The organism is Bacteroidia bacterium, from assembly GCA_033391075.1.
Lineage (GTDB): Bacteria > Bacteroidota > Bacteroidia > J057 > J057 > JAWPMV01.
This window is the reverse complement of sequence record JAWPMV010000001.1, coordinates 4,588,084-4,614,580: the sequence shown is the minus strand read 5'-3', so window position 1 is coordinate 4,614,580 and position 26,497 is coordinate 4,588,084. Positions and strand designations below refer to the sequence as shown.

Below are 26,497 nucleotides of genomic sequence, written 5' to 3'. Positions count from 1 at the left end.
GGGGACAAATTTTGCCCCCTTTCTGTCAACTAAGGTTGTAACTGTACTGACTTGATTTCTCCATTGGGATTGAGTAGATAATACTCTCTCTCCTTTTTGACGATCTCCCGAACCTGTGGAGCTGCTTTAGGGAGGCGATGAACTTTCACCTTCAATTCGTAGAGGATTTGGATATTGGGTTCGACCATTATGGGGTTGAAAACAAAGTCAAATTCCTTGTCCATAATCGGTTGGTAGTAGAGCGTTCGGGATTTTGCCTGATGGTTTACCTGGGCATTTTTGGTGAGGTAAAGGGTGGGGCTTGAAAAAGCCTGGTAGGAACGATAGGCTTCTACTGGATAAATGACACGGAAGTTCTCTGCGAACTCTTTTTCCAGGGTGTCGATCTTTATCCCTAGCAAATCAGCTTGAAAACTCATTTTCTCCAAAATCTCCTTCTTTGCTTTGGCTCGAAGCTCTTTGCGGGCCTTTTCCATTTCCAGAGATAGATAATCCACCCGCACCATATCATAAATCTCGGCCCCTGCACAAATACTGATCAGTTTATTTAGTACCTCTGGATCCTGGTATTCGATATGAAGGTTTTTCTTGAGTTCGAAACCCGTTGGGATTTCATTGTAGGTCTTTTTGCTAAATACTTTCTTTTCTACTTCATATTCATATACGGGTACAAAAGAAAGCATATCGACATGCATACGGGTATCTGAAAGTGCCTTTACTTGCTCAGCTACTTTTTCAATTCGGCTATCCATCAACTGATTGACTTCTTCGGCTCCTTTTGCAATCTGAACGATATTGAAAATGGCTACGTAATGATCAGCCTTTAGATTATAGAGACCCTTGCTTTGAGCAATCAATTCATATCGATTGCCAAAATTGCTTCCTATGTTGTTGTCTGGAAGCCGGATGCTCTGATTGATATTATTACTGCTCTGGTAATTGATATTGCCGGAATTCTGAGCAGGGAGCAATATGAAGGAAAAGAGAATACCAAAAGCAATGAGGAAATTTTTCATGATTCTTCGATTTAATGTGTACATAAATTTTTTTGTGTTTTGCCTCCAATTTGCAAGCCTCAGAAAAGAAGGCCCGGAAAATTCCCTGTAAATGCCTTGTAAATCCTTTTACAATTGTTTTGGAAGCACGATATAGGAAAGGAGATTTGTATATTCGCTATCATGCAAGAGCAAGACGTCTTGTACTTTCAGCAGCTGAAAAAGGAGGTGGAAAAAGTCTTTAAAGAAAGACAGCCTGCTTGTGATCGTTCCATCCATGAATGGAAGGGGCAGGATATTCTCAATTTTCAGGAAGATTTGCAGACGCAGGTGAAGGGGAGGATCAGTGAAAAGTGGTTTTATACCCATATGCGTGAGCGGGAAAACAAGCGACTGCCTCGCATCGATATGCTCAATTTGCTGAGTGAATATGCCGGCTACAAGAGCTGGCAGGAGTTTAACTATCAGCATAAAGGGCTTGCACTGTCAGACTCATCATTGACTCTCGGAAATAAAAAATGGCTTTTGCCCCTTATAGGAATATTCCTGGCGATTTGTGGATTGAGCATTTGGGCCTTTTCTGGTCCTGAGAAGACCTACAGTTTTTGTTTTAAGGACGGGACAACAGGAGAAAGTATTATAGATCCTCTCCTGGAAGTGGTTTTGCTAGAGGAAGGACAGAGCCCGAGGAAGCTGAATTGTGATAAGAAAGGTTGTTTGAAGGTAAAGGCAGCGGCAAGAGAACTGCGATTCGTCGTTTCTGCTCCCTATTATCATAGTGATACAATCCTTCGGGAGCTGGAGGGTTCAAACGGAAGCGAGGACATTGATTTGCGTTCGGATGATTATGCCATGATGATCCATTATTTTTCTAGCAATAAAGAAGAAGACTGGAAGAAGCGTAGAGATATACTGGCTGAAATTTTTGCTGAGCACGCAAGGGTTTTTCAGGTATCTCCGAATAATGCCTTGGGAATGGAACTCTTCAATAAGGAAGAATTTATCAATAAGCTCACGACTCCTATCCAAAGTCTGGGACAGATCGAGGTACTGGAGACCCAATATGATAAAGGAAAGATTGTCAGTATGCGATTTATTCAAAAAGAGAATAGGGATGAGTAGAATAGTGAAATATCTTCTCGTGAGTGTATGGGGATTGGTGATGCCCTGTTTTTTCTATGCTCAAAATGCTTCCATGGGAGCTGCAGATAGTTATGATAGATTGGAAGCCAGTTTTCAGGGAAATTCCTTTTCAAGAATGCAATTGGAAACTTTTGAGGAGAGGGGAAAGCAAAAAATAAAGGATTTTCTGGATCTGGCCTTTTTTCTACAATCGAAAGACTTGGAAGAAAGTTTGAGGAAGCATGTAGAGGATCAATTGAGAGATCTTTTTGTTTCAGGGGAAAGCGCTATGTTGGAATTCAATAGCCTGGATGAATTTTTGAACACTCAATCATTCCCCTACCAGAAAAAAGAATCTATAGAAATTGAAATTAGTTCTCCTTTTGAGTCAGGGGAAAATGGATATAGAGCAAAGGCTTCCTTTAGCCTGCCAAAATCCTCGGGGGAAATAGAAAAGTTGAATGCTCAATTATTGCTTCAAAAGCAGCTTAAAAAATTTGGCGAGGAAAGCATAGAACTCTGGGAAGTCCTGATCGGAGACATTAAGAGAGAGCATTGATCTCTGCTTTTCTTAGGAGCATGTATTGAAAATATAAAAAGCCCGAATCGCAGGATTCGGGCTTTTTGATTCTGTTAAGTTGTTTTACCAAAACATACCCACAATCACAGCCGTGATAGCCAATAGAATTACAGATAGAATCCGGTAATTCTGGTACCAGGGAAGTGCTTTGAGGTCTTCTGTTTCTTGCTGGAAGAGTTCTTTTCTCCACGTCATAGCTTCTGTCTTTTCGGCGGGTGGAGGAGCCGAAGCAAGACTCACTCCAACAATTACCATCAGGCATAAGACAAAAAGAATAAAGGCAACATGCAGAAAGTGGATAGAATAACCGGTACTGGCATCGCCCATCACAAAAGCCGGGAGAATCCCATGCATAAACTCTGATATCTTATCGGCATTCAAAATTTGGTAGACCGAGAAACCAGCTGCGAACATAAAGCCTGCGAAGGCTCCATTCCCATTAGCCCTTTTCCAGAATAGTCCCAACATAAAAGCTGCAACAACAGGTGGAGCGAGGTAGGTTAATACTTGCTGGAGGTATTTGAAAAGGGTATCAAATTCTTTGATGAAGGGCGCCCAGAAAGCTGCCAGAATTACCAATACGACAGTAGCAATCTGTCCTACTCTTACGAGTTCCTTGCCACTCATATCTGGCCTCATCTTTTTCACAAAGTCCATCGTAATCAAGGTGGAGGCAGAGTTGAGGGTAGCAGAAATGGAAGATGACATAGCTGCCAGCAATCCTGCCAAAACCAGTCCTTTCAATACCGTTGGTAAGAGGTTAAACACCAAAGCAGGATAAACAAGGTCCGGAGAAGGAAGGGTGGGGAATATTTCTTCCGGCATGGCGATGGCCATGGTTCCGGGTAGTACCATGATAAAGATCACAGGCAGTTTAAGGAAACCTGCAAAGAGTGCACCCCAACGACCATGGTTCAGGTCTTTGGCGCTCAGGGTTCTCTGTACCATGAACTGATTATTGGCCCAGAAATAAAATCCGAAAATGGGGATACCTGTGATAAGTCCTGTCCAGGGTACAGCCGAATCCTGTATCGGTCGTATTAAACTCAACATATCATCCGGACTGTTTTTCAATTCCCCTCCCTGGAATTTACTTTCCATCGCTGCCAGAACATTATCCCAGCCGCCTACAGCATCCAGGGTAAAGAAAGTAAGGATGATAGAACCTATGATCAGCAGAATGGCCTGTATCACTTCGGTATGTACCACTGAGGAAAGACCACCGGGAATGGTATAGGCAGCTGCAGCTACGGCGAGAAGGAGAATGATGACCCAGGAAGGAACTTCCGGGAAGACCTGTTCAAAGATCAGGGAACCAATATAAAGCGGAGCTGCCGTTTCAATCAATACATTCCCGATCAAGGTAGTGAAGGAAAAATAATAACGCGAACGGGCATCAAAACGCTTTTCAAGAAATTCAGGCATGGTATAGACGCCGGATTTCAAATAAAAAGGCAGGAAGAACATCGAGAAGAAGATCAGGATGATCACTGCCGACCATTCATAATTGAAAACAGAAATACCGGTACTATAGGCATCTCCCGCCAGTCCGACCAGGGTAGTACTGGAAATATTGGCTGCAAAGAGGGAGATTCCTACTATAGGCCATATCATATTCCTACCTGCCAGGAAGTAATCCTCGGAGCTTTCTCGTTTAGCGTGTCGCAATCCATACCAGATCATGGCGACCGCATAGAGAATCATGATGACAATATCTATGGTGTCCAGCGTGAAGTTCATGTGATTAATTTCTAGGTTATAAAATAAAAAACACCCGTTCAGTATTATTTGAACCGGTGTAATTAGTTTTTATAGAGCATTGAGTAGTAGTCTTTCTAAATTCCAGAAACCCTATAGGCCTTCGGAATTCAGAAGTAAATTACTACGATTAATGGATTTCACAAATTCAGTTGAGTTTTTAAATATATTCTTTCGCACATATTCTACTGACCCATAGAAGAAATTTGATTATCTGCTTTTCTTGTATGAAGATGATCGACAACGTAGTTTCCTACCTTTCTTCCCTGTACTACTCCAATATCGCAAGCCGGACGATAATGAATACCACCATATAGCCTACTTACAGCTGCTTCCAATGAAGCTTCAATAAAGGAATTATAAGACCTCACAGGAAGACCATATTTCACTTCGGTAGAATCTGCAAAAGGAAAAGGTTCTCCAAAGAGATCTGTCAGGGTGATAGAAGCAGAAGCAGAGATTACGCTATGTCCACTGGTATATTCCGGGAAAGGAGGGGTTTGCAGCAAAGGCACCCAGGTTTCATCTACAAATTCATTGATCACAGTTTCAGGTCGCACGAGATTTGAACGATATTTCTCATCCCAGCAACTGATAAACGCATCTGCCAAAGAGATGGATACCCGTGCATAGGTTTCGCTGGTCTGCATGAAATCACATTTCGCTTTTCTCGCAGCAATTCCTGCAATTCCGATCCAGTGCCCTCCGGGAGAGATCTTTTTTGTCGCAAACATCACATGCCCTACATGGGTGGTAGCAAAAGGATTACAATCCCAGAACTGGGCAATTTCTTCCTGTTCATCCGTAAGGTTCCTTCCAATATTATATACCTCCATCACCTCTTTGAAGAAAGTGGAGCTTTTGTCCATATCGTAATTGGTAGGAGGCAATGGAACGAATTGAGTAGCAGAGTCAATGATGAACGTTCTGATCTTGTTCCAATGAGGTTCAATTCCGGACATATAGTCCGGAGGAGTAGGGGTCCAGCGTCCCTTCAAATCATTTACAGTGTACTGAGGATAGGTACGAGTTTCTTTATATAAGTCATGATTGGACCATTCCAGGATATGATCTCCCACAGCATTGCCGAAGCTTATGGATCGTTGGTAAACTTCCCAGGGCACACCTGCATCCTGAAAATTCTTATACATTTCTTCTTCAAAGACGGCCATTTTATCCGCGGAGAAGATCAATTGTCCCCCTACTTTCATAAAGGCCTGAATAGAAGCCAAGGGATAGCAAACTTCGCCTTCCGGAGCTTGAGGAACATCAGATAAACCATGTGCCTGTCCGGCCAGACTGACATAATCCTCATGGCTTTGTTGCATCACTTCATAAGCAGCTATACTGGGATAGGCATAAACTCGACTGGCTACAGGCGGAGAGAAGATATCGTGAACAATGATATCGGTAAGGTTCTGGACAGCTTTATGGAAAATAGCAGGATTGGCTGCTAATTCTTGAAAGTTCTCTTTGGTCTGCCAGGTCTGGGGATTTTCCTTGCAGGAAAAACTAAGTCCCAGTAGAAGGATCAAAGCTGTAATTTGGCTGATCACGGAGAGCTTCATAGGTATTTGTATTCAGTTGTTTTTAGGTCAAAGGACAAATTTACAGCTTCATGAGGAAATATGCACGCTTTTTAATACGTGTTCACGTGTTATGCTGTTCATGGGTTCTTGTGGCTATTAAAAAAACAAAGGAGAACACCAGAATACCTCTTTTCACTCCCCCCCAATATTCATGAAGATGGTATTGATGATCCGAATGAAATCATGGTAATCCTGATCAGATAAGCCTTCCCAGCCTTGTTGGCGAGCTGCTATGACAACGGGAAGGACTTGCTGAATGGTTTCTCGGCCTTTATCTGTGAGTTGAATTTTTTTTCTCCTTTTCTCATTGCCAAAGCGTTTGCGAACCGTTAGGCCTTTGTCGCAAAGCAGGTCAATGATCCTGGATACGGTAGGAGCGTTTTTGAAACTGCCATTTGCCAATTCAGACTGGGATTGTCCGTCTTGTTCGGCCAGTCTACTGAGTATGATCCACTGTTCCGGGGTTATGTCAGCTCCTACCTCTTTGAACCTTCGGATCAGGTCGAGCCGCACAACTCTAATGGTTCTATCCAGATAGGCGCCAAAGATCTTACTTCCTTTTTCCTCTAGCATGCCGCAAAATTAATGAATTAATCCTTTCTCCGGTAAAAATTTAGAAGGAGTCAGGTTTCCAGAAAATGAGGTTAGAAATATTCGTTTTGGGCGGAAAAAAGTTTTAAGGTAAAAATTATTTTACACAAAAATATTTCCATGCCCCCCTTTCGCCGGCTTCCTATAATTTTACTTGTTCTTTGTAGTGTATTTTTTGTTCAGATTGCTTTTGGTCAGGGAGCATGTTCTGATCCTGGAGCGATTCTTACAGGTTCAAGCATCACCCTTGATCCGAATAGTGATGGATATTTTTCCAGTTATTCTTCTTCGGGTTATACCCTGAGTCGAAATGAGTTTACCGAATTTGAGGTTCTAACAGGAGCTGGGGGTGCAGATTTAAGCTGGACTCCTTTACCTGGAAATGATCCTAATAATGATTTATCGTCTGGAGGAGGTTGTGGAAACACAGATATCGTGACAGATACTGATGGAGGCTCAGACTATGCCTATTACAGTGTTGTCGATCCAGATGGTACCGCAGATAATGGAGATGAATACCTCGCGTTTGCCTTACGAATTTCAAACAAAATAAACGGAGCTTTTGGTTTTAGCTTTTTGATGGATTCAGACAATAATTGTGGAGGATCAGATGGTAATGCTGTTTGTGGGAATCCTTGTTTTGAATACGAAGTCCAGCTAAGTACAAGTAATGCAGGAGGCGATGTAGAACTCTACAATGTTGACGGCTGTTATGGTACTAGCGATTGCAATACGGCAGCTGGGGGAGATGCAACCATTTGTGCTCCTTGTAATTCCGAAGGGATTCAGGTTTGTGCAGATAGCACGGCTTGCGGAAACGGAGGCGTATTCTGGGTATTTTACATTAATTTTAGTCAGATCCCATCGGCCAATTCTACTTCTTCATTTAGTCTAACGCCTGCCTCTAATACCTCCGGAAATCAGATCATCTATAAAAGTGCAAATGTATCCGATTATGGGGGTCTGGATGATATAAATGATATCGGAGCCGGAAGTTGTGGTTGCACGGTGACATGCAGCGGGAGTAGTTGTTCCAAATGTGAGCAAGATTGTGCCTTTTCCTGTGCAGCTGAAGTGAATTCCGTAAACCCTCCTTTACCCCTGAGGTGGCTGGACCTCAAACTGGAAGAATTTAGGGGAAAAGTGAAATTGAAATGGCAGGTAGCAGAAGAATACAACAATGAAAGTTTTATCATAGAAAGGCGAAGTCCCTCTGGAAATTTTGCAGAGATAGGAAGTGTATTGAGTAGGGGCAATAGTAGCGGAATCCGCCAATATGAATACCTCGACGATAATCCCGATGTTGGGCCACTTTTTTATCGAATTAAACAAGTAGATATAGATGGAAGCTTTTCTTATTCGCTCGTCAGGCAAATTCAAGGGATACCGATCACTCCACGGATTGTCTATCAAAGAGATCAATCAAACTACTTGATAAGCAATCTTCCTCAAGGACAAATTACAATTAGGCTGTATAATCTCTTAGGACAAGTTGAGTGGGAAAGAGAAGTCATAAACCAATCTGAAATTCTCCTTGAAAGTTTGAGAAAGAATTCCATATCAATTCTGGAGATTTCGTCTCTGGGAAAGCAACTTTATCTAGATAAACACATTTTCTAAATCTGGACCCAAAAGACTAAGTGTTTGAAAATGAGGAAGCAATGATCCTTTGACTCTTTGCGAAAGCTTTTCGAAAAAGTTGAATGATCAGATAAGATAAATTTGAAATAGAGGAAATAATAGCTTTATTGCCGGAGATAAATGTCAATAAAGATCTATGATGATTAACTCATATTATTCGAGATTTATTCCCCTATTTATTCTTGTTCTATCCCTTTTTGCTGCCTGTGAAGAAGGCAGCTTGAATCCCAATGATCCCAATGGCAAAGGTCTCCTGCAGATAAATCTGACAGATAATCCGGGCGATTTTGACCAGGTAAACATCGACTTACAACAGGTCGAAGTAAAAATGCGTGATAGCAGCGGTTTTCAGGAAGTAAATACGTATGCTGGTATTTATGACCTCTTGCAACTCCAGGATGGAGTGGATACCCTGATTGTTCGTGATAGCATCCCACTAAATGAAATCCAACAAGTACGGTTGATTTTAGGTGCGGATAACAGCATCATGGTGGACAGCATATTGTATCCGATGGATACTCCCAGCGCTCAACAATCCGGTTTGAAAATCAATTTGAATCGCATGATGGGGCAAGATAGTCTCAATTCAGTTTTGCTGGATTTTGATGCTGCTGAATCTGTGGTTGAAAAAGGAAACGGGACCTACTCCCTGAAACCCGTTATCAAGGTGCTTCGATAAAATTTCTTAATGGAAACGTATGCCTGATCTTCAAAGCCTTGAGGATCAGGCAATTTTTTTCGTCATGTTGGAGACTTTTTGCTACGAAGTTCATCCAAAAGCAAAGAAATGTATATTTTATATACTCATTTAAGTACTACACACAAATTTCTTATGAAGAAACTAGCTATCGCCCTCTTTGCAATCGCTTCTTTCAGTTTTTTACTGATTAGTTGCAGCGGAGGCAAACAAAACACCCAAAACACTTTGACGGAAGAAGAGGTCAAAGAGGTTCAACAATTGGATTCCATTTCCTCAGACATCGAAAACTCCATAGAGGAGCTTGAAGCAACAGAGGCAGAATTAATGGAAGCTTTAGAAGACATTCAGGAATAGATCTATCATTCAAAATCAACAAAACAAAAATGAAACATTTTAAATACATATTGATCCTCATTAGTATGTTGGGGATCATCGGACTAGGACCAGCATTTGGTCAATCGGAAAAAGCAAAAGGGCAAGAGAAGAAGCAGGAAAAGATGGAGAAAATGAAGGATAAAGCCCAGAAAGGGAAAAAGGATGCAGAAGAGGAGATGGAAGAGATGGAGGAGCAAGGCAAAGCCAAAGGCAAGGAAAAAGCGAAGGAAGCCAAAGAAAAGATGAAGGACAAAGGGAAGAAAGACAAGGACGATGAATACGAGGATGAAGATATGGACGAAGATGAGGACGAAATGGAAGATGAGGAAGGGGAAGGCAAGGCCAAAGGCAAAAACAAGGAAAAGTCCAATAATGGCAATGCCTATGGAAAGAATAAGGGAGAGCTTTCAGGCAAAGAGTTTGGTCAGCAGAGAGCTGCCGAAGCCAGAGAGAGAAATGCTTCCAGAAAAGCTGAAGCCAGAGAAAGAGTAGCAAAAGGTGAAGAGACAGCAAGCGCTGCAAGAGAGAAAGTAAATGCTGCAAAAGAGAAGTTGGAAAAAGAGATGAAGGATAAGAAGATCTCTGAGGAAGACTATAAAGTCAAAAAAGAAAAGATCGAAAAGGCTGAAGAAAAGTTGAAGGAGTATGAGATGAAGCTTAAAGAAGGCAAAGCCAAAGTAGAAAAGAATTAAGATCAACACCTAATTATAAAAAAGCCCGGCAACGGGCTTTTTTTATTACCCAATAACATAGGAAACTGGAAAATAAACTTCTTGCATTCCCCTAAAACCAATAAGAAAGGGCCCCCAGAGGAGGCCCCAAAGCGTTAGATTAAAAAAATAACACTAAATTTTATAAAGTCCCTCTTACTGCTTGCTCACGTTCAATCGCCTCAAAGAGAGCTTTGAAATTTCCTTTTCCGAATGATTGAGCACCTTTGCGTTGAATGATCTCGAAGAACATAGTCGGGCGAGGCTCAACGGGTCTGGTGAAGATCTGAAGGAGGTAGCCTTCGTCATCTCTATCTACCAATATACCTAATTCTTTGAGAGAATCTATATCCTCATCAATTTCTCCTACTCTTTCCTGGAGCTGATCGTAGTAAGTGGTAGGCACTCTCAGGAATTCAACTCCACGACTTTCCAGTTCCCTTACAGTTTTTACGATATCATCTGTGGCCACAGCAATATGCTGTACGCCCGCTCCATTGTAAAACTCAAGATACTCATCCACCTGGGACTTTTTCAAGCCTTCAGCAGGCTCATTGATTGGAAATTTGATTCTTCCATTTCCATTGCTCATCACCTTACTCATCAAAGCGGTATACTCTGTAGAAATATCATTGTCGTCGAAGCTAAGGATATTGGCGAAGCCCATGACATTTTCATAAAAGCTTACCCATTCATTCATTTTCCCCAATTCTACATTTCCTACCATATGATCTACATACTTTAGACCCGTTGGAGTAGGATGGTATTTGGTTTCCAACTTTTTGTAGCCCGGAAGGAAAATGCCATTGTATTCTTCTCTTTCTACAAAAACATGAAGCGTTTCTCCATAAGTATAGATTCCTGATCGAACCACTTTTCCAAATTCGTCTTCCTCGACTATGGGTTCAAAAGCAGATTTTGCTCCTCTTTTGAGGGTTTCTTCATAAGCTTTGGTCGCATCATCGGTCCAAAGTGCGACAACCTTTACCCCATCTCCATGCTTATCTATATGACGTCCGATATCTGTACCTTCTTTCAACGGAGAGGTCAAAACCAGACGAATCTTATCCTGAACAAGCACATAGGATTCTCTATCCTTGAGTCCTGTTTCCAAACCTGCATAAGCAAGGTCCTGAAAACCAAAAGCTGTTTTATAGAAATGTGCAGCCTGTTTGGAATTGCCTACATACAATTCGAGATAATCTGTCCCTTTCAAAGGAAGAAAATCATCAGCAGCATTGAAAATCTTGGGAATATTTGAATTAGCTATAGTTTGAGACATTGGTCAGTATTTATGAATTTATTAAATAGTTGCTAAGGCAACTATTGCTATAGCAAATATAGCTATTGCTTATGGATTTTCAAATCTGTTTTAGGCAGAATGTGTCATAGATCGAAGATTCCCAGACAAGGATATCAATCATCGCCTGGGAATCTTTGATCTGTTAAGGGAAATCGGCGATTCCTATCGCCAGCCTTCAATTACATAATATCCATTTTTACCCCAAACAATATATTGCGGGCTAAAGGCACAGGAAATTGACTGGGATCACGAAGCCGTGATAATTCTAGCTGATCCTTCCAGACTTGCTGATCGCCCAGACTCAGGAGGTTCTGACCACTCAGGCTGAGTTTGAGATTCTGTAGATTAAGCTTTGGGATATCTTTTAAGTTGTAGGTTAGGTCCATAAAACTCAATCGAAAGAAATCCCGTTCTCCTCCGGATAGTTTCCAGCCTTTAAAGCCCTCAAGCCCTGTTTCAAATTCCAGTTTACGCCATTCAATACGATTATTGAGACTCATCATTTCCCTGGCCAGTCCATTTCCTCTGTGATAGTCCAAACGACTGTCCAGAAAAAAATCTCCACTCCTTTTGAAGAAGGTTACCGCCATCTCTAATCCCTGATTTTCAAGAACCTGATAGGCTGCGGGGAAGAATCCAAGTATGTTGATATCCTGGGGGATGGGGCTATTGGCCCTTTGCTCACTGGCAAAGGTGTAAGTAGTATTCAAACTAAATTGACGACCGATCTTGATAAGACTTCCTAGTGCGAAGGTGTTTTGGTTAAAAAAGGGCGTCTGATTCAAATTCGCCTGGGCCTGGAGATAGCCACGACTTACGGCACATATCCCTCCGGGATCCAAATCCAAATCGTCATAATTTACCCGGGCTCTTGCACTGAGATATTGAGCGGGTAGTTGTTGCGCCTGGCTAAGTAGCGAATTGTCTTCTTTTCTTATAATGAGTTCGCCTTCCAATAAACGGTCGTATTTATAAGTTGCCTTTAAGCCAGCTGCCAGCTGTTGCAAATGGGTCTGTTCTCCACTCGAAATAGCTTGTGTAGAGAAATAGGCCTCAGCCTGGATATGGTGCCTATACTCAAATTCTCGGTCAAATGTTAGTCTGGGTTTGAAGAAATTTCCTCCCAGACGATCGAATAGGAGGTTCTCATTTTGGTACCTACTCAGATCGACGTGAGCATTGAGGTAATCAGAGAACTCATATTTGGCAAATGCCTGGGAAAAATAATTATTGAAGCTTCTTGTAGCATACTGAACTTCTTCCGCATTCTTTTTCACAACATCTGCAAGTACAGGTGTCTTTTCCCGAATATGGTTGAAGGAAAGTCTTGCCCCAACTTCCAATTTCTTATCCAAAGCTAAGCGGGAATAAAAAGCACTTCCTCCAAAATGTTTGCGATGTTGATTCTCCTCGAAACCTGGCAATTGTCTCATATTTCCAGAGATATTAAACTTATCGGAAGAGGTCTTTTTTGTGAATTTCAAGGCTTGACTGAAGCTCATTTGAGGCGAAGCCAGAACTGTTTCATTCATTTGAGCAAGGCCGAGCAGTCCTGCATATGAGAAGTATTTCAGATTCCCATAGCCTCTTTTCTTGTCTGTTACAATTATTATCACTCCGTAATTGCCTCTGCTACCATATATAGCAGATGCCACATTCCCTTTTAATATGGTAATTTCCTGAATGTCTTCAGGAGCCAATGTATTGAAGGGACTGCCAGATAGCTCTGTAAAGGGGACTCCATCAATCACATACAATGGGCCATTCGAGGAAATAGAACTTCCACATCGGATGACTATCTTTCCCTGAGCAAATTGCTCGGGTTGGGTTACTATTTTATTGGGAAGATCTTGATTGATTTTGTTAATAATCATTCCGCAGCCAAAACCTCTGGTATGGCCACCACATACAAGTTTCTTCCTACAAACACTTCCATAACTAATGATATCTAGTGCCTTAATCGTAGGATACTTAAGCTCAATCTGCAAAGGGGCCTCTACACCAGATATGGCTATTTTTTGAGAAGCCATGATTATATGGCTGATCTCGAGACTATCCTTGTCAAAGTATTCCTGGGGTACTTCTAATAGAAAATTTCCCTTTTCATCTACTACTGTACTCAATGAGGTGCCGGGTATTTTGATTGAAGCTCCTATTAAAAGGCTCCCATCTTCTGCTCTGACAGAACCTTCAATGATTTTGCCATTTTCAATACTTTTGTCAAGAGAAAAAGGGTTCGAACTTTCTTGTGCAATCAATAGCTGACCATATAGGAATAAACATCCCAGGATCAGCAGCTTTCGTACTTGTGTAATCATAGCTAATCTTTAGGTTTATACCTAAGAGATAAGCAGCCAGATGATTTTCCATAAAATCTTAGGGACAGCTGTTATGCTGCCCCTTTATTATTCTCTGATTTTTATTCTTTTTCCCATAAAGTAGCTCCCAATTCCTCCGCCATTCGCTTCATTTCTGCCTCAAGTTCTGCAACTACTTCCGGATATGATTCAGCTTGATTGAAGTGCTCATAGGGATCGTCCTCCATATTGTACAAAAGAACTTCTACAGGCTCCTTTCTTGTCATAGTCTCCGGCGAGGTCCAACTGTCCCAGGCAGGAGCGATCCGTAATTTCCATTTTGCATTTCTTACTCCTTCTAATCGTTTTCCCTTGAAATAGTGGTAATAGCTGTGGGGAGAAGCAGCCTTTTGGGTAAGTAATGGCCATAGGTCTTTTCCATCCAGGCTTTTTTCAGGAGGATTGCTTCCTGTCAGTTTTAAAATGGTCGCATGAACATCCATAGTAGTGGCTATCTCTGCATTCAATTGATTAGGGGGGATACTGCCGGGCATGCGAATAATGGCGGGAACTCTATATCCACCTTCATAGGAAGTTGCTTTTGCTCCCCATAATGCTCCCGTACTTCCTCCATGCCATTTTTCAACAGGCTCAGTGGTGTACATGCGGGGAGGCAAATTGCGCCAGGGGCCATTATCACTGGTAAAAACAACCAGGGTGTTTTCCGTCAAACCTTCTTCTTCCAATGCATCTAAAATTCGTCCTACATTATGATCAATTTCCTCTATCACATCTCCATATTTCCCTCCTTTTGATTTTCCTTCGAAAGCTGCCGAAGCATATATCGGCAAATGTGGCATGGCATGAGGCAGATAGACAAAGAAGGGTTGATCTCCGGCTTCTTTGATAAAGCGAATGGTCTCATCAGTATATCGCTGTGTGAGGGTCGTCTGATCTACAGGTTGCTCTTCTGTCGGCTGGTCATTTCGGTATAAATGCAAAGGACGTTTGGTATTGACCCAGGGAGGCATCATATCATTGCTATACAGGATGCCCAGGTATTCGTCAAAGCCTCTGTCAGTAGGAAAATAATCGGGAACCGCTCCCAAATGCCATTTCCCGAAAGCAGCGGTTCGGTAACCATTTGCTTTGAGGGCTTCTGCCAGAGTTCTTTCCTCCAAAGACAATCCCCCTTTACTGTCGGGACCTAAATTGCCCGGCATACCTACCCGAACCGGATACCTGCCTGTGAGTAAACCAGCTCTCGAGGGAGTGCACACACAAGCTGCTGCATAAAAGGAACTGAATTTCATCCCTTCTCTTGCCATCTCATCTAATCGAGGTGTTTGTATCGTAGGGTGCCCATAACAACTCAAATCGGCATAACCCAGGTCATCTATAAAGATGAGTACTACATTGGGTTTTTCGCTTCGGCTTTTGTCTGATTTAGCTTTCTCCCCACAGGATATGAAGAAGAGGAATAATAAGGGCAGTAGGTAGTATTTCATGTAGTGAGAATTATTGGATTAAAAGAAGAAAATTAAGGTAAAAGAGTTCAAAGGTACGCAAACACTCATACCCTAATGCTCTCATAACTTAACACTTTCCAAATCAAATATTCGGCAATTTCCAGCCATTGTGATAAGTCGCTTTGATCAAGGCATTTGCTGCATCATTATCTCCAAAATTACCTTGTTCTGCATCCCAAAAGACCCGATCTCCTGTTTTATAGGCAATATTGCCCATCTGGGCGTTTATGGCCGCTACACTTCCTGATGAGATTGGGGTATTGAGCATGCCTGGATCATTTGCTTTGATAGCTGCAGCGAAATTTTGAGTGTGAAGATCGAGATAATTGACATTTGCGGGTTTTTTTACTTTATCAATTTTCTCCATTTTCAATTTGCCACGATTTTTGGAGTTCCAGGGCTCTTTTTCTGCAATGACTTCAAAACCCTGACGGTTGACAACCAGGGTTCCATTGTTGCCAATAAATGCAATCCCTTCCGAACGACCATAAGGCCCCCCATCTATACCAGTAGCATGTTCCCATAACATGGAGAAGTCCTTGTATTTAAAAACAGTTTGCAAGGTATCAGGGGTTTCGGAAGCATCATCAGGATAGGCCAATTTTCCACCCATCGCCATAACTGATTCGGGAGCCAGGGCCTCCATAGCGAAAAGGGCAATATCGATTTCATGAACGCCCCAATCTGTCATCAAACCTCCTGCATAATCCCAAAACCATCGGAAATTGAAATGAAATCTGTTTTGATTGAAAGCTCTTTTTTCTGCAGGGCCCAACCAGAAATCATAATCGACCCCTTCCGGAGCATTTCCATCGGCTAAAACAGGCACGGGTTTCATCCATGCCTGATAGGCCCAGACTTTCACCAATCTTATCTGTCCTAAAACGCCGGAACGAACTATATCTATTGCTTGACGGTAATGCGGTCCGCTTCTTTGCCACTGACCCACCTGTACGACTTTGCCTGTCTTTTCCTGTGCAGCTACCATGAGGCGACATTCTTCGATTGTATTGGCAATAGGCTTTTCTACATAGACATGCTTTCCAGCCTGCACAGCCTCTACCATAGGCATACAATGCCAATGATCTGGAGTACCAATGACTACTGCATCTATCGAAGGATCAGCCAATAATTCCCGATAATCTCCATAAGTTTTTGGTGCATTATCTCTAAGTTTCCCATAGGCTTGGAGTTTTTGCTTAATGACCCTCTGATCAATGTCGCAGATTCCAATCAGATCCACATCCTTCATTTTCAAAAGAGAATTGGTATTGGACCATCCCATACCATTACACCCAATGACTCCTATCTGCAATTTGTCATTAGGTGAAATCCTTTTGCTGGCAGCTTGGAGGAGTGGATTGCCTATGGCCAAACTTCCCAGGCCAAGGGCCGAACTTTGGTAAATAAATTTTCTTCTTTTCATTTCGGTAGTAGTAAATAATGGATAGTATGTGGGGCTTCTTCTTCAAGATTGAAATTATTTCCGACTAAGTCCAATCAAATGAGCTGCTTATGGTTATTTTGACAATAATTGAGACTTGCGTTGATTCTCTACCTGCTTTCATGCTATATTAGAATTCACACCTCTACTTCCTTGCTATGCGAACTACTACACTGCTGGCTATGATAAGCCTTTTACTAGCCTGCAATTCTCCTGAAAGATCTGCCAAAGCCTCTACGGAGGCAGATCTTTCTTCAAAACCCAATATTCTTCTCATCCTGACTGATGACCAGGGCTACCACGATGTCTCCTATTATGGGACAGAGGATATCCGTACTCCTTATCTGGATGAAATGGCAGCGGCCGGTATGCGCTTCGATAATTTTTATGCGAATTGCCCGGTTTGCTCTCCTACACGCGCAGCTCTTTTAAGTGGGCGCTATCAGGAATTCGTGGGAGTTCCCGGAGTGATTCGCACTTATGATAGAGATAATTGGGGCCATCTTGATCCAGAGGCCAAACTTATTTCGGATGAATTGAAGGAGGAGGGATATCATACAGCTTTGGTTGGGAAATGGCATCTAGGCCTGGAATCTCCCAATACGCCTCCGGAGAGGGGCTTTGACTATTTTCACGGATGGTTAGGAGATATGATGGAGGATTATACCCATAAGCGGAGACATGGTATCAATTATATGCGCAGGGACCAGGATTCTATTGATCCGGCTGGGCATGCAACAGATGTGTTTACGGATTGGGCGGTAAAGTATGTGGAGGAGCAGGCTGAGAATGATCAAGCGTTTTTCTTGTATTTGGCTTATAATGCTCCCCATTTTCCGGTTCAACCCAAGGAAGATTGGTTGGCGAAAGTAAAAGAAAGAGAACCTCAGCTTTCAGATAAACGAGCAGAACTGGTTGCATTTATTGAGCACCTGGATGATGGAATCGGTCAGGTAGTGGAGGCCTTGAAAAAAAGTGGTCAATATGAAAATACCATCATCGTCTTCAGTAGTGATAATGGAGGTCTGTTGGGAGATGCTGCGAATAATGGTCCTTTAAGAGATGGGAAGCAGAGTGTCTACGAAGGTGGACTTAAGGTCCCGACCTTCATTTCCTGGGAAGGAAAAATAAAAGCAGGAACTACTACAGACTATCGAGCTTTGAGCATGGATCTATATCCTACCTTGCTCGATTTGATAGGTGGGAAGATGGAACATGCAATAGAAGGAAAAAGTTTTGCGAAGCTATTGCTGGGAGAGGATATGTCTGATGCTGATCGTCCTCTCTTCTTTTCCAGGAGAGAAGGGGGAAGAAGGTATGGAGGCTTGACCATACAGGCTGTTCAACTCAATGGCTGGAAGCTTTTGCAAAACAGTCCTTTTGCTCCCCAGGAACTCTATTATTTACCAGAGGATCCCTTAGAAGAAAATAACCTCATCGAGGAGGAAACAGATAAGTATCAGGAACTCAATGCCCTTCTGATGAAGCATCTTCAGAAGGCAGGGCAAGTGCCCTGGCAAAGAGCGGAATAAAAGTGTTTTAGTGTGATAGCTTCTCTTCACAGAATCCAGCAAATACTTCTTAACTACAACACTAAAACACCACAACACTTCAAATCATGCCTAACCTACCACTCCTACTACTCAGCCTGCTGGCATTGGCCAGCTGTTCCCCTATACCAACAGAAAAAGACCCAGGTCCTCCCAACATCATCCTTATCATGGGAGACGATATGGGCTATTCTGATCTGGCTTGTTATGGAGGGGAAATCAATACCCCCAATCTCGATGGGCTTGCGATGAAAGGCCTTCGTTTTACCCAATTTTACAATACGGCTCGCTGTTGTCCCACACGTGCTTCCCTTATGACGGGACTCTATCCTCAGCAGGCAGGAATTGGGCATATGATGAGTGATCGGGGAACGGATGCTTATCGGGGAGATTTAAGTAAGCAGGCAGTTACCATTGCTGAAGTTTTGAAAGGTGCAGGATATTCGACTTATATGTCGGGCAAATGGCACATCACTCCTTACGATGACAGTCCGGAAGGTATCTCCAATCCCCGCAAGCACAATTGGCCAAGGCAAAGGGGATTCGATAAATTTTTTGGGATGATTTCGGGTGCCGGGAGCTTATATGATCCTCGCTCCCTGGCCGAAGATAATGAATGGATCGCTCCCAATGAGGATTTTTATTTTACAGATGCTGTCACCGATTATGCCCTGGATCGCATTGAGGAACATGAGGGAGAGGATCCTTTTTTTATGTATGTAGCCTATACGGCTGCTCATTGGCCCATGCATGCCTGGCCGGAAGATATTGCAAAGTATAAAGGAAAATATGACAAAGGCTGGGATGTAGTGAGAGAAGAGCGAATGAAACGCATGCAGGCCATGGGACTGATTTCCCCGGAGACAAAGATGACACCCAGAGATGAACATGTTCCTGCATGGTCCGAGGATATCCCGGATAAAGAATGGGAAATTGCCAATATGGAAGTTTATGCAGCCATGGTAGATTGTATGGATAGAGGCATAGGAAAGATCGTAGCAAGTCTCAAGGAAAAAGGGGAGTATGAAAATACCCTGATTTTCTTTTTGCAGGATAATGGAGCCTGTGCAGAAGATTTGAGCTGGATGTATCCTTTACCGGAAGTAGCAGAAGAGATGAGAAAACCGATGGAGGCCGGAGCTTTTCAAACGCAAATGATTCCTCCCATAACGCGCGATGGTAAAGTGGTAAAACTCATGAAAGAAGCTCAGCCCGGACCTCCTGAAAGTTATACGGCTTATGGTCTTCCCTGGGCCAATGCCAGCAATACCCCTTTTCGAGAATACAAGCACTGGGTCCATGAAGGGGGAATCGCCAGTCCGCTTATTGTACACTGGCCCGCAAGCATCAAAGGAGATGGCTCTTTCCGTCAGGAACCTTCTCACCTCATTGATATCATGGCGACCTGTGTGGATGTAGCAAATGCCAGCTATCCGCAAAATTATAAGGGAAATACAATTATCCCGTATGAGGGGAAAAGTTTGGTCCCAGCTTTCGATAATATACCCCTGGATAGAGAAGCGATTTACTGGGAACATGAAGGAAATCGAGCAGTCCGGATGGGGAAATGGAAACTGGTTTCCAAAGCCAATAAAAAGCGATCCTTTATCTGGGATAAGGTGGAGGAAATGGAAATAGCAGATTGGGAGCTTTTTGATATGGAGAAAGATCGTACTGAGACGCAGAATATCGCTGCTGAGCATCCGGATCAGGTCCAGAAAATGGCTGGAATGTGGATGGCCTGGGCGAAGAGAAGCGGAACAATACCTAGACCGGATTAAAAAAATGCCCTTTTGTGTAGATAAAACAAAAGGGCATTTCTCAAATGCTAATTTCTTTTACAGATTCATTTTCAATCCCAAAACAAAAACTCGACTTAGGGGATAGGAATTTCTTCTGTCCATACCGGGAACCATGGGATCTCCCCGTGAGTAGTTCACGCCTATAAAGGGTATACGCTGATTTCTATCCAGAATATCCTCAATGCGGTAATCTGGATTAAGTCCTGAATAGCCACTGATGGTCAAGAGGTTTTGAGCTGTAAAGGAAATCTCAAGTGCTTGTTTATCACCAGTTAAACGCAGAGGTAAGTTATAAGCTAGCTGGAGAATTTCTAATCTAAGGAAAGAAGCATTTTCTACATCTCGACTGGTATATTCGGGTATCCCCCAATCCAGACCTCTCTGTTCCTCTATACCCGTTTCCAGAATATTGTGAGCGACGATCGATCGTGGGAAAGAATAAAAAGAATGAAAGTGGTTGATCAGATGATGACCCAAGACGGCGCGAAACAGGGCTGATAGTTTGAATCTCCCCCAATCTAGCTGGTGATTGATTCCTACATAGGATTTTGCGAAAGCATTTCCAATCGCGATATAGTCCTCTCTGTCCTCCTGGAAACCATTTCCATTCCCATCTACAAAGTTAAATTCTCCATTGACAATGGGATTTTCCTCTATAATTTGTCTGCCCCAAATTTCTCCAATAGCTTCTCCCACTTCTAATCGCATAACCGGAAAATTGCAACTACCTCCAATCCATCCGTTGTAAGTGAAGCTGCTTCCTCCGGACTCATAATCGGTAAGTTTTGTATTAAAGTATCGAGACCCTGTCAAACTCATGCGATAGGAGAATTTTTTTCGATTGATCAGGGAATAGTTTAGGGTAAATTCAAGCCCCGAACTGCTAAGTCCTCCTTCATTGGAAAAGTAACTGGCACCGGCAGTATTGAAGCTGGAAACAGGAATAAACTGGATGATGTCCTTGGATTGGGTATGGTAATAATCCAGATTCGCCTGCAATTTGCCTCCCAGAAGGCGGGGGAAATCCAATCCAAAACTTATTTCCTGATTTTCTTCCCATTTGAGGTCGGGATTGCCACTTTGGGTCAATCCATACCCTTCCCTAAAGCCTCCATTGAAGTAGAAAATATTAGTCGGGCTGAAAATAGAACTGCTAATGTAGGGTTCTTGTGGAGCATTTCCCGTCTTGCTCAAGGAAGCCCGGATTCTTATGTCTTCATTTAATTTATAGGCAGTTGAAATTCCATAAAAACTGCCCCACTTATTATTTTTCCCGAGATTGGAAGCTCCTTCTCTCATAAAAGTTCCTGCCAGATACAGTTTTTCGCCGACTTCAAGGCTTAAATTTCCCCCATAGCGACTAAATTCTACCAGGCCTTGTGAACTCTGAATTCTCGCATCCCCATTTTCATTCCCCTGTCCTGCAGCCAGATTGTTGAACATAAATTCGTCTGAAAGAAAGTCTCGATTGTACACACTTACCCCTTGACTATGGATGCCCTGGTAGTCATATAGAAAATTTGCATGCAGCCGCAACTTCTTCCAGTTTTTGTCAAAGGATAAAGCAGTTTTGAAATATTGATTCTCCTTTTTTGAATAAGCCCTTTCAGTATTTCCCCCCGTAAAGGGCCCACTCATATACAAACTGGTAGAAGGGACATAAAAAGCGCTTGAAACTTCTTCGGCCTGATTTCCATATTGGGTAGAAATTGTAAGTTCGGGAGTGATGGAAAATTCTGCCTTCGCATGCGCCATCAACTGACTATATCTTTCCTCTATATCTATGGTTTCCAGCATGGAAACTGGATTATAGGTGTTGAAAAGTAATAACTGGAAATAACCCCCATATTCTTCAAATTGCGGACTCTCGCTCCTAATGGGCCAGGTAGGATTTACAGAAGACGCATATCTGAAAAGATCTCTGGGGATGTGTTGGCGATTATTTTGAGTGGCTCCTATTTGAAGTCCTATTTTTAGTCGATCATTTAAGGCTCTTTGCTCAAATGAAAAACGACCATTGATCCGCTCGAATCCTGATCTTTTGATAACTCCATTGATATTGTCATACCCAATTGAAGCATAATAGGAACTGTTTTCTGTAGAACCACTCATGGATAGGTGATGGGTCTGTGAAAATGAATTCCGACTAATTTCCTCCCACCAATCTGTCCTTGCTCCATAGTCAGATCCGCCAAACCTTACGAATCCTTCTGCATCCAGCATTTGGGGTGTTTTCCCAATAGCTTCCAGGGCGAAGGAAGTCTGATACCTGAGTTGAGGTTTTCCTGATTGTCCTTTTTTTGTTGTGATAGAAATGATTCCATTGCTTCCACGCATACCCCATAAAGCCAGGCTCGCTCCATCCTGTAAAATTTCTATAGATTCAATATCTCCGGGATGAAGGCCTTGAAAATTTTCTATAGGCATCCCATCCAGCAGATAAATAGGTTCTGTTTTATTAAAGGAAGTCAGGCCCCTGTTTCTCACTTCGATCACTCCATTGGGATCATTTCCAATTCGAGATACCATGAGAGAGGCAAAACGAGATTGAATAAGCTGGAGTGGATTGTGGATCAAGCCGGAATTGAAGTCTTTGGCTTGGATCTTTTGATGCATGTGAAAAGATAGACCAGACTGCTCTGTACTATCTGTAGATAGATTTTGTGCGCGTAGAAAGCCTGAAATTAATAGAATTGATAGCAGACTTTGGAGGATTTTGTTAAACATGGTTTTTATCGAGTAGTTTTAATTGTGTCAGTTCAAGAGGGAGGGTTCAACCGTTGGTATATCCGGTAAGTTGTCATCTCGATGACAAACAGCAATCAGCAGGAAGGCAATTTTTAGAGGTAGAATTCGGTATTCCTGATTTAAAATAGGATGAATAGAGGCAACATACAAATTATTTTAGGCTGTATCTTCCTGCTTTTCAGTGCTTGCGAAGGTGAAGGCCCTATCAGCAATCCTGACTATGTTTCCCCCTTTGATCAGTGGATCATTCCTGTGGAGGATGTCTTTGATGCAGGAGTAGGGAAAGATGGAATTCCCTCTTTGGATGATCCAAAATTTAGCATGCCGGAAGAAATCAATCCTGCTTTTGATGATGTACTCGTATTAGGAATTGAGCATGAAGGAGAACTAAAAGCCTATCCTTTTTCTATGTTGAACTGGCATGAGATCATCAATGATGAGATCAATGGAAAGGAAATAGCCATTACCTATTGTCCTCTTACCGGAACGGGTATTGGCTGGGATCGTCGGATCGACGGATTCCTTACCTCCTATGGAGTATCCGGACTACTTTTCAATACCAACCTTATGCCCTACGACCGACGTACGGGAAGTACCTGGTCCCAACAAAGGTTGGAATGTGTGAATGGCCCTTTACGTGGACGCATTCCCCAAACCTATACCTTAATTGAGACAACATTTAAAACCTGGAAAAAGTCCTTTCCTAATTCCAAAATCCTCAATGCAGATACCGATTTCGACATTCGATATATAGAATATCCCTATGGGAACTATTTAGAGGAAGAAGAGCTCTTTTTCTTTCCGGTTGAACCTTTGGACAGAAGACTGCCCCTGAAAGAGAGAGTTTTGGGCGTGATGGAAGAAAATGCGCAGCGGGCTTACCGCTTCAATGATGTAGGGCAGGGGATGGAAGTGATTCAGGATACGCTGGATGATAAAGCTTTGCTAATTGTGCGTTCTCAACTAGACAATATCAATGCTGCCTTTTATCCCATTGCAGGACGTAGTTATTCCGCTTTAGAAGATGATTTCCCTCGCATAGTGAAAGATGATGCCGGCAACTACTACGATCTGGCAGGAAGGATTATAGAAGGACCAGATGTCGGACAGAAACTGGAAAGACCCTTATCCTTTATAGGATATTGGTTTTCCTGGGGAGCATTTTATCCAGCTATTGAGATTTACTGAGCAAGAATTTCTTTGAGACCTTCTATTTTTCTTTGGGTTTTCATGAAGAATTTGTTGCGCATGCGTTCCGCGACCTCACTGATCAATTCAGATTTTCGGGTAATATTTTCCAACCAGATTTTCACTTCTTCTGCAAACACAGGGTTTCGGGTGCTGAGGTAATCGATGGAATTGTAAATCAGGAAGGCCTGGCGGAAATCCTCAAAATCAACTACGATCACATTGTCAATTAAAATGAGGTCATTATAGTATAGCCAGAAATTCTTTACACGAGACTCGGGAGGATTATCAGCCATAAATTTATAGCCAAGCTCCGCTTCCTTTTTAAGATGTACAAAAAGAGCCTCTACCTGTTCGCAGAGTAAGATAGCATCCTGCTTTCTTTTAAATAAGCCGGCTTCATAATAATAGCCGATCTGTTTGACAAAGCTATAAGAGGTTTCTTCATTCCAAATCTCCGTACTTGGGATCAGGGCATATTTTTCCGCGATTTGTTTGCAAAGAGAAATGCATCGATCCTGGCTTTCATCATTGATATTCAATTCAAACTGTTTACCATTCAGTTCCGGATCATTGTAAATGGTTTTTCTCCAGAAAAACATCTTGAATAAGGCGAGCTCAGGGAACTGATAGAGATGAAAGACTGGAATATCTTTGGCAGCATAGAGGCTGGATTTCACTCCTTTGTTCTGGATTTCTGTAAATAAGCCCAGAAGACCATGAAGGTATTCCTCAAATTGTAGGGCTCCATTTCGGATTCCGGTAGGTTGAAATACAATGGAGTGGTTTTGATTTTCCTGTACGATTTCATCCAGGGAGATATTGAACTCCTGGCAAAGCTTTGCGGCTTCATCCAATCGTAATGGGGTTTCATTCCTCAAGCGACGATAGACTCCATCACTGCTTATACTTAAGCGTTCAGCGATTTCATCTACCAGGGAGGTATGGGTAGGCAGCTTTTCTTTTACTTTTTGAAATAGCGCTTTCTGTACATCCAACTTCTCTGACATGCGGGGAGGGACTTTTGTTCCAAATTAGCAAAAATATTGGGATTCAAATAAAAATCGCCTCACGGAAGATTTCCGGAGGCGATGTTCTTTATATGATATCCCGCTTATTCGGGGGTAACAGCTTCTACTTTATGGATCTCCGGAGCAACCCGAAATACCACTTGTTCGATACCTGCGGTCATGGTCATTTGGCTCATGCTGCAGGATTCACAATTTCCGAGCAGAATCAATTCCAGTACTCCATCCTCTCTGATCTGGTGAATTTTTACATCCCCTCCATCAGAAACCAGATAAGGCCTGATGCTATCTAAAGCAGTTTCGATCCGGTTTTTCAATTCTTCTTGTACGATCATATCCCAAAATAAGGAAATTAGACTTAGTAAATCAATCTTGGCTGTATTAGCCAACTGCCAGTAGGCGATTTGGCTTAAGGTCTTTGAATCTCAACTCTCTTGGTTGGAGATTGTTGAGCGTTCCTGATAGCTATACGTTGAGCCAGACTTCCTGCTACGTCCTGATAGGCTTTTGCCAGAACTCCGTCTTTATAAACGGTAACGGGTTTTCCTGCGTCTGCGTTTTCTGCAATGGCTTGTCGCATGGGGATTTGGCCAATCATTTCCGTACCCATCGACTGAGCGAGTGTTTGCCCGCCTCCTTCTCCAAAAATAGGATACCTCTTCTCAGGGGCATCATCCGGAATAAAAAAGGACATATTCTCTACCACGCCAAGTATAGGAACCTGGATTTGTGGACTGCGAAACATCTCAGCTCCTTTGCGTGCATCTGAAACCGCTACTTTCTGAGGAGTCGTAACCACGACTGCTCCCGTCACAGATAATGCCTGCACAAGTGTCAGGTGAATGTCTCCCGTGCCCGGAGGAAGGTCTACCAGGAGGTAGTCGATTTCTCCCCAATTGGTATCAAAGATCAATTGACGCAAGGCCTTAGAAGCCATAGGCCCTCTCCAAACAATGGCTTGTCCCTCACGAACCAGCACACCAATAGACATAAGCTTTACCCCATGTTTTTCAAAAGGAATAAGCATGTCTTTTTCTCCGATCTTTTCCAGTTGGGGCCTTTCTCCCTCAAATCCAAACATGATCGGCATACTCGGACCATAGATATCGGCATCTATCAGCCCTACTTTCGCTCCACTCTGTGCAAGTGCAACGGCCAGATTGGCCGCGACGGTAGATTTTCCTACGCCTCCTTTGCCGGAAGAAATCGCAATTATGTTTTTGACATTGGGTAAGCTTTGATTGCTATCATCGCTACTTACCTGAGAAGTCATGATGGCATGCACTTCTGCTTCTTTATCAACCATCAGATGGATGGCATTTATACAGGCCCTTTGGATAGCGTCTTTCATGGGACAAGCTGGAGTAGTGAGTACGACTTTAAACTCTACTTTCTTGTCTTCAATTTTTATGTCCTGTATCATGTTTAAGGTCACCAGATCTTTCTTTAGATCCGGATCGTCGACATGACTCAGAGCAGCTAAAACAGCCTCGCGGGTGATCCCTTTATTTTTCTTATTGAAAAGCATATAGCAAAGATAGAAAATT

At 42.6% G+C, this 26,497-nt stretch carries 21 protein-coding genes; 9 read left to right on the top strand and 12 right to left on the bottom strand.

The window, feature by feature from the left end; translation table 11 throughout:
- Positions 1-29: 29 nt before the first annotated feature.
- Positions 30-1,016 carry an SIMPL domain-containing protein gene (locus R8P61_18405; protein MDW3649049.1) on the bottom strand — a complete coding sequence of 329 codons (987 nt, stop codon included), beginning with the start codon at positions 1,014-1,016 and terminating at the stop codon, positions 30-32.
- Positions 1,017-1,178: 162 nt separating this feature from the next.
- Between R8P61_18405 and R8P61_18400 the strand changes: the two genes are divergently transcribed.
- A complete protein-coding gene (locus tag R8P61_18400; GenBank protein ID MDW3649048.1) occupies positions 1,179-2,117 on the top strand; it encodes a hypothetical protein in 939 nt (312 codons plus the stop codon).
- Positions 2,110-2,676 carry a hypothetical protein gene (locus tag R8P61_18395; protein ID MDW3649047.1) on the top strand — a complete coding sequence of 189 codons (567 nt, stop codon included), beginning with the start codon at positions 2,110-2,112 and terminating at the stop codon, positions 2,674-2,676. Before R8P61_18400 ends, R8P61_18395 begins: the two co-directional genes overlap by 8 nt.
- 84 nt (positions 2,677-2,760) lie before the next feature.
- Here R8P61_18395 and R8P61_18390 read toward each other — a convergent pair whose 3' ends face one another.
- The 3 genes from R8P61_18390 to R8P61_18380 all read right to left on the bottom strand — a co-directional run bounded on the left by R8P61_18390 (position 2,761) and on the right by R8P61_18380 (position 6,617).
- Positions 2,761-4,437 (bottom strand): sodium:solute symporter, encoded by a 1,677-nt coding sequence (locus R8P61_18390; GenBank protein ID MDW3649046.1) that lies wholly within the window; start codon positions 4,435-4,437, stop codon positions 2,761-2,763.
- Between the two features lie 203 nt (positions 4,438-4,640).
- The gene (locus R8P61_18385) at positions 4,641-6,023 is read right to left on the bottom strand and encodes a vanadium-dependent haloperoxidase (protein MDW3649045.1); all 1,383 of its coding nucleotides are present in this window, start codon (positions 6,021-6,023) and stop codon (positions 4,641-4,643) included.
- A 153-nt stretch (positions 6,024-6,176) separates the two neighbouring features.
- Positions 6,177-6,617: a MarR family transcriptional regulator gene (locus R8P61_18380; GenBank protein MDW3649044.1), complete on the bottom strand. Its 441-nt coding sequence runs from the start codon at positions 6,615-6,617 to the stop codon at positions 6,177-6,179.
- 138 nt (positions 6,618-6,755) lie between these two features.
- On the opposite strand from R8P61_18380, the gene R8P61_18375 reads away from it, so the two are divergent.
- The 4 genes from R8P61_18375 (at position 6,756) to R8P61_18360 (ending at position 10,043) form a co-directional block, all read left to right on the top strand.
- Positions 6,756-8,255: a hypothetical protein gene (locus R8P61_18375; protein ID MDW3649043.1), complete on the top strand. Its 1,500-nt coding sequence runs from the start codon at positions 6,756-6,758 to the stop codon at positions 8,253-8,255.
- Between the two features lie 157 nt (positions 8,256-8,412).
- Complete coding sequence (locus R8P61_18370) at positions 8,413-8,955, top strand: DUF4382 domain-containing protein (GenBank protein MDW3649042.1); 543 nt, start codon at positions 8,413-8,415, stop codon at positions 8,953-8,955.
- 153 nt (positions 8,956-9,108) lie between these two features.
- On the top strand, positions 9,109-9,330 hold the full coding sequence (locus R8P61_18365; GenBank protein MDW3649041.1) for a hypothetical protein: 222 nt from the start codon (positions 9,109-9,111) through the stop codon (positions 9,328-9,330).
- 29 nt (positions 9,331-9,359) lie between these two features.
- Complete coding sequence (locus R8P61_18360; protein ID MDW3649040.1) at positions 9,360-10,043, top strand: hypothetical protein; 684 nt, start codon at positions 9,360-9,362, stop codon at positions 10,041-10,043.
- A 160-nt stretch (positions 10,044-10,203) separates the two neighbouring features.
- Here R8P61_18360 and hppD read toward each other — a convergent pair whose 3' ends face one another.
- The 4 genes from hppD to R8P61_18340 form a co-directional block, all read right to left on the bottom strand.
- Entirely contained in the window at positions 10,204-11,343 is a 1,140-nt protein-coding gene (gene hppD, locus R8P61_18355; protein MDW3649039.1) for a 4-hydroxyphenylpyruvate dioxygenase, read from the bottom strand.
- Positions 11,344-11,543: 200 nt separating this feature from the next.
- A complete protein-coding gene (locus R8P61_18350; GenBank protein MDW3649038.1) occupies positions 11,544-13,682 on the bottom strand; it encodes a TonB-dependent receptor plug domain-containing protein in 2,139 nt (712 codons plus the stop codon).
- A gap of 101 nt (positions 13,683-13,783) precedes the next feature.
- The gene (locus R8P61_18345; protein ID MDW3649037.1) at positions 13,784-15,169 is read right to left on the bottom strand and encodes a sulfatase; all 1,386 of its coding nucleotides are present in this window, start codon (positions 15,167-15,169) and stop codon (positions 13,784-13,786) included.
- Between the two features lie 103 nt (positions 15,170-15,272).
- The gene (locus tag R8P61_18340) at positions 15,273-16,616 is read right to left on the bottom strand and encodes a Gfo/Idh/MocA family oxidoreductase (GenBank protein MDW3649036.1); all 1,344 of its coding nucleotides are present in this window, start codon (positions 16,614-16,616) and stop codon (positions 15,273-15,275) included.
- A gap of 176 nt (positions 16,617-16,792) precedes the next feature.
- Here R8P61_18340 and R8P61_18335 point away from each other — a divergent pair, with 176 nt between their 5' ends.
- Entirely contained in the window at positions 16,793-18,166 is a 1,374-nt protein-coding gene (locus tag R8P61_18335) for a sulfatase-like hydrolase/transferase (protein ID MDW3649035.1), read from the top strand.
- Positions 18,167-18,252: 86 nt separating this feature from the next.
- A complete protein-coding gene (locus tag R8P61_18330) occupies positions 18,253-19,965 on the top strand; it encodes an arylsulfatase (GenBank protein ID MDW3649034.1) in 1,713 nt (570 codons plus the stop codon).
- A gap of 57 nt (positions 19,966-20,022) precedes the next feature.
- Here R8P61_18330 and R8P61_18325 read toward each other — a convergent pair whose 3' ends face one another.
- Positions 20,023-22,602, bottom strand: a complete 2,580-nt coding sequence (locus tag R8P61_18325; protein ID MDW3649033.1) for a SusC/RagA family TonB-linked outer membrane protein — start codon at positions 22,600-22,602, stop codon at positions 20,023-20,025.
- 261 nt (positions 22,603-22,863) lie between these two features.
- Here R8P61_18325 and R8P61_18320 point away from each other — a divergent pair, with 261 nt between their 5' ends.
- Positions 22,864-23,922: a DUF3179 domain-containing protein gene (locus R8P61_18320; GenBank protein ID MDW3649032.1), complete on the top strand. Its 1,059-nt coding sequence runs from the start codon at positions 22,864-22,866 to the stop codon at positions 23,920-23,922.
- Here R8P61_18320 and R8P61_18315 read toward each other — a convergent pair.
- The 3 genes from R8P61_18315 to R8P61_18305 form a co-directional block, all read right to left on the bottom strand.
- A complete protein-coding gene (locus R8P61_18315; protein ID MDW3649031.1) occupies positions 23,916-24,932 on the bottom strand; it encodes a helix-turn-helix transcriptional regulator in 1,017 nt (338 codons plus the stop codon). The genes R8P61_18320 and R8P61_18315 overlap by 7 nt on opposite strands.
- 104 nt (positions 24,933-25,036) lie before the next feature.
- Positions 25,037-25,285: a NifU family protein gene (locus R8P61_18310; GenBank protein ID MDW3649030.1), complete on the bottom strand. Its 249-nt coding sequence runs from the start codon at positions 25,283-25,285 to the stop codon at positions 25,037-25,039.
- A gap of 74 nt (positions 25,286-25,359) precedes the next feature.
- Positions 25,360-26,478, bottom strand: a complete 1,119-nt coding sequence (locus tag R8P61_18305; protein ID MDW3649029.1) for an Mrp/NBP35 family ATP-binding protein — start codon at positions 26,476-26,478, stop codon at positions 25,360-25,362.
- Between the last annotated feature and the right edge of the window lie 19 nt (positions 26,479-26,497).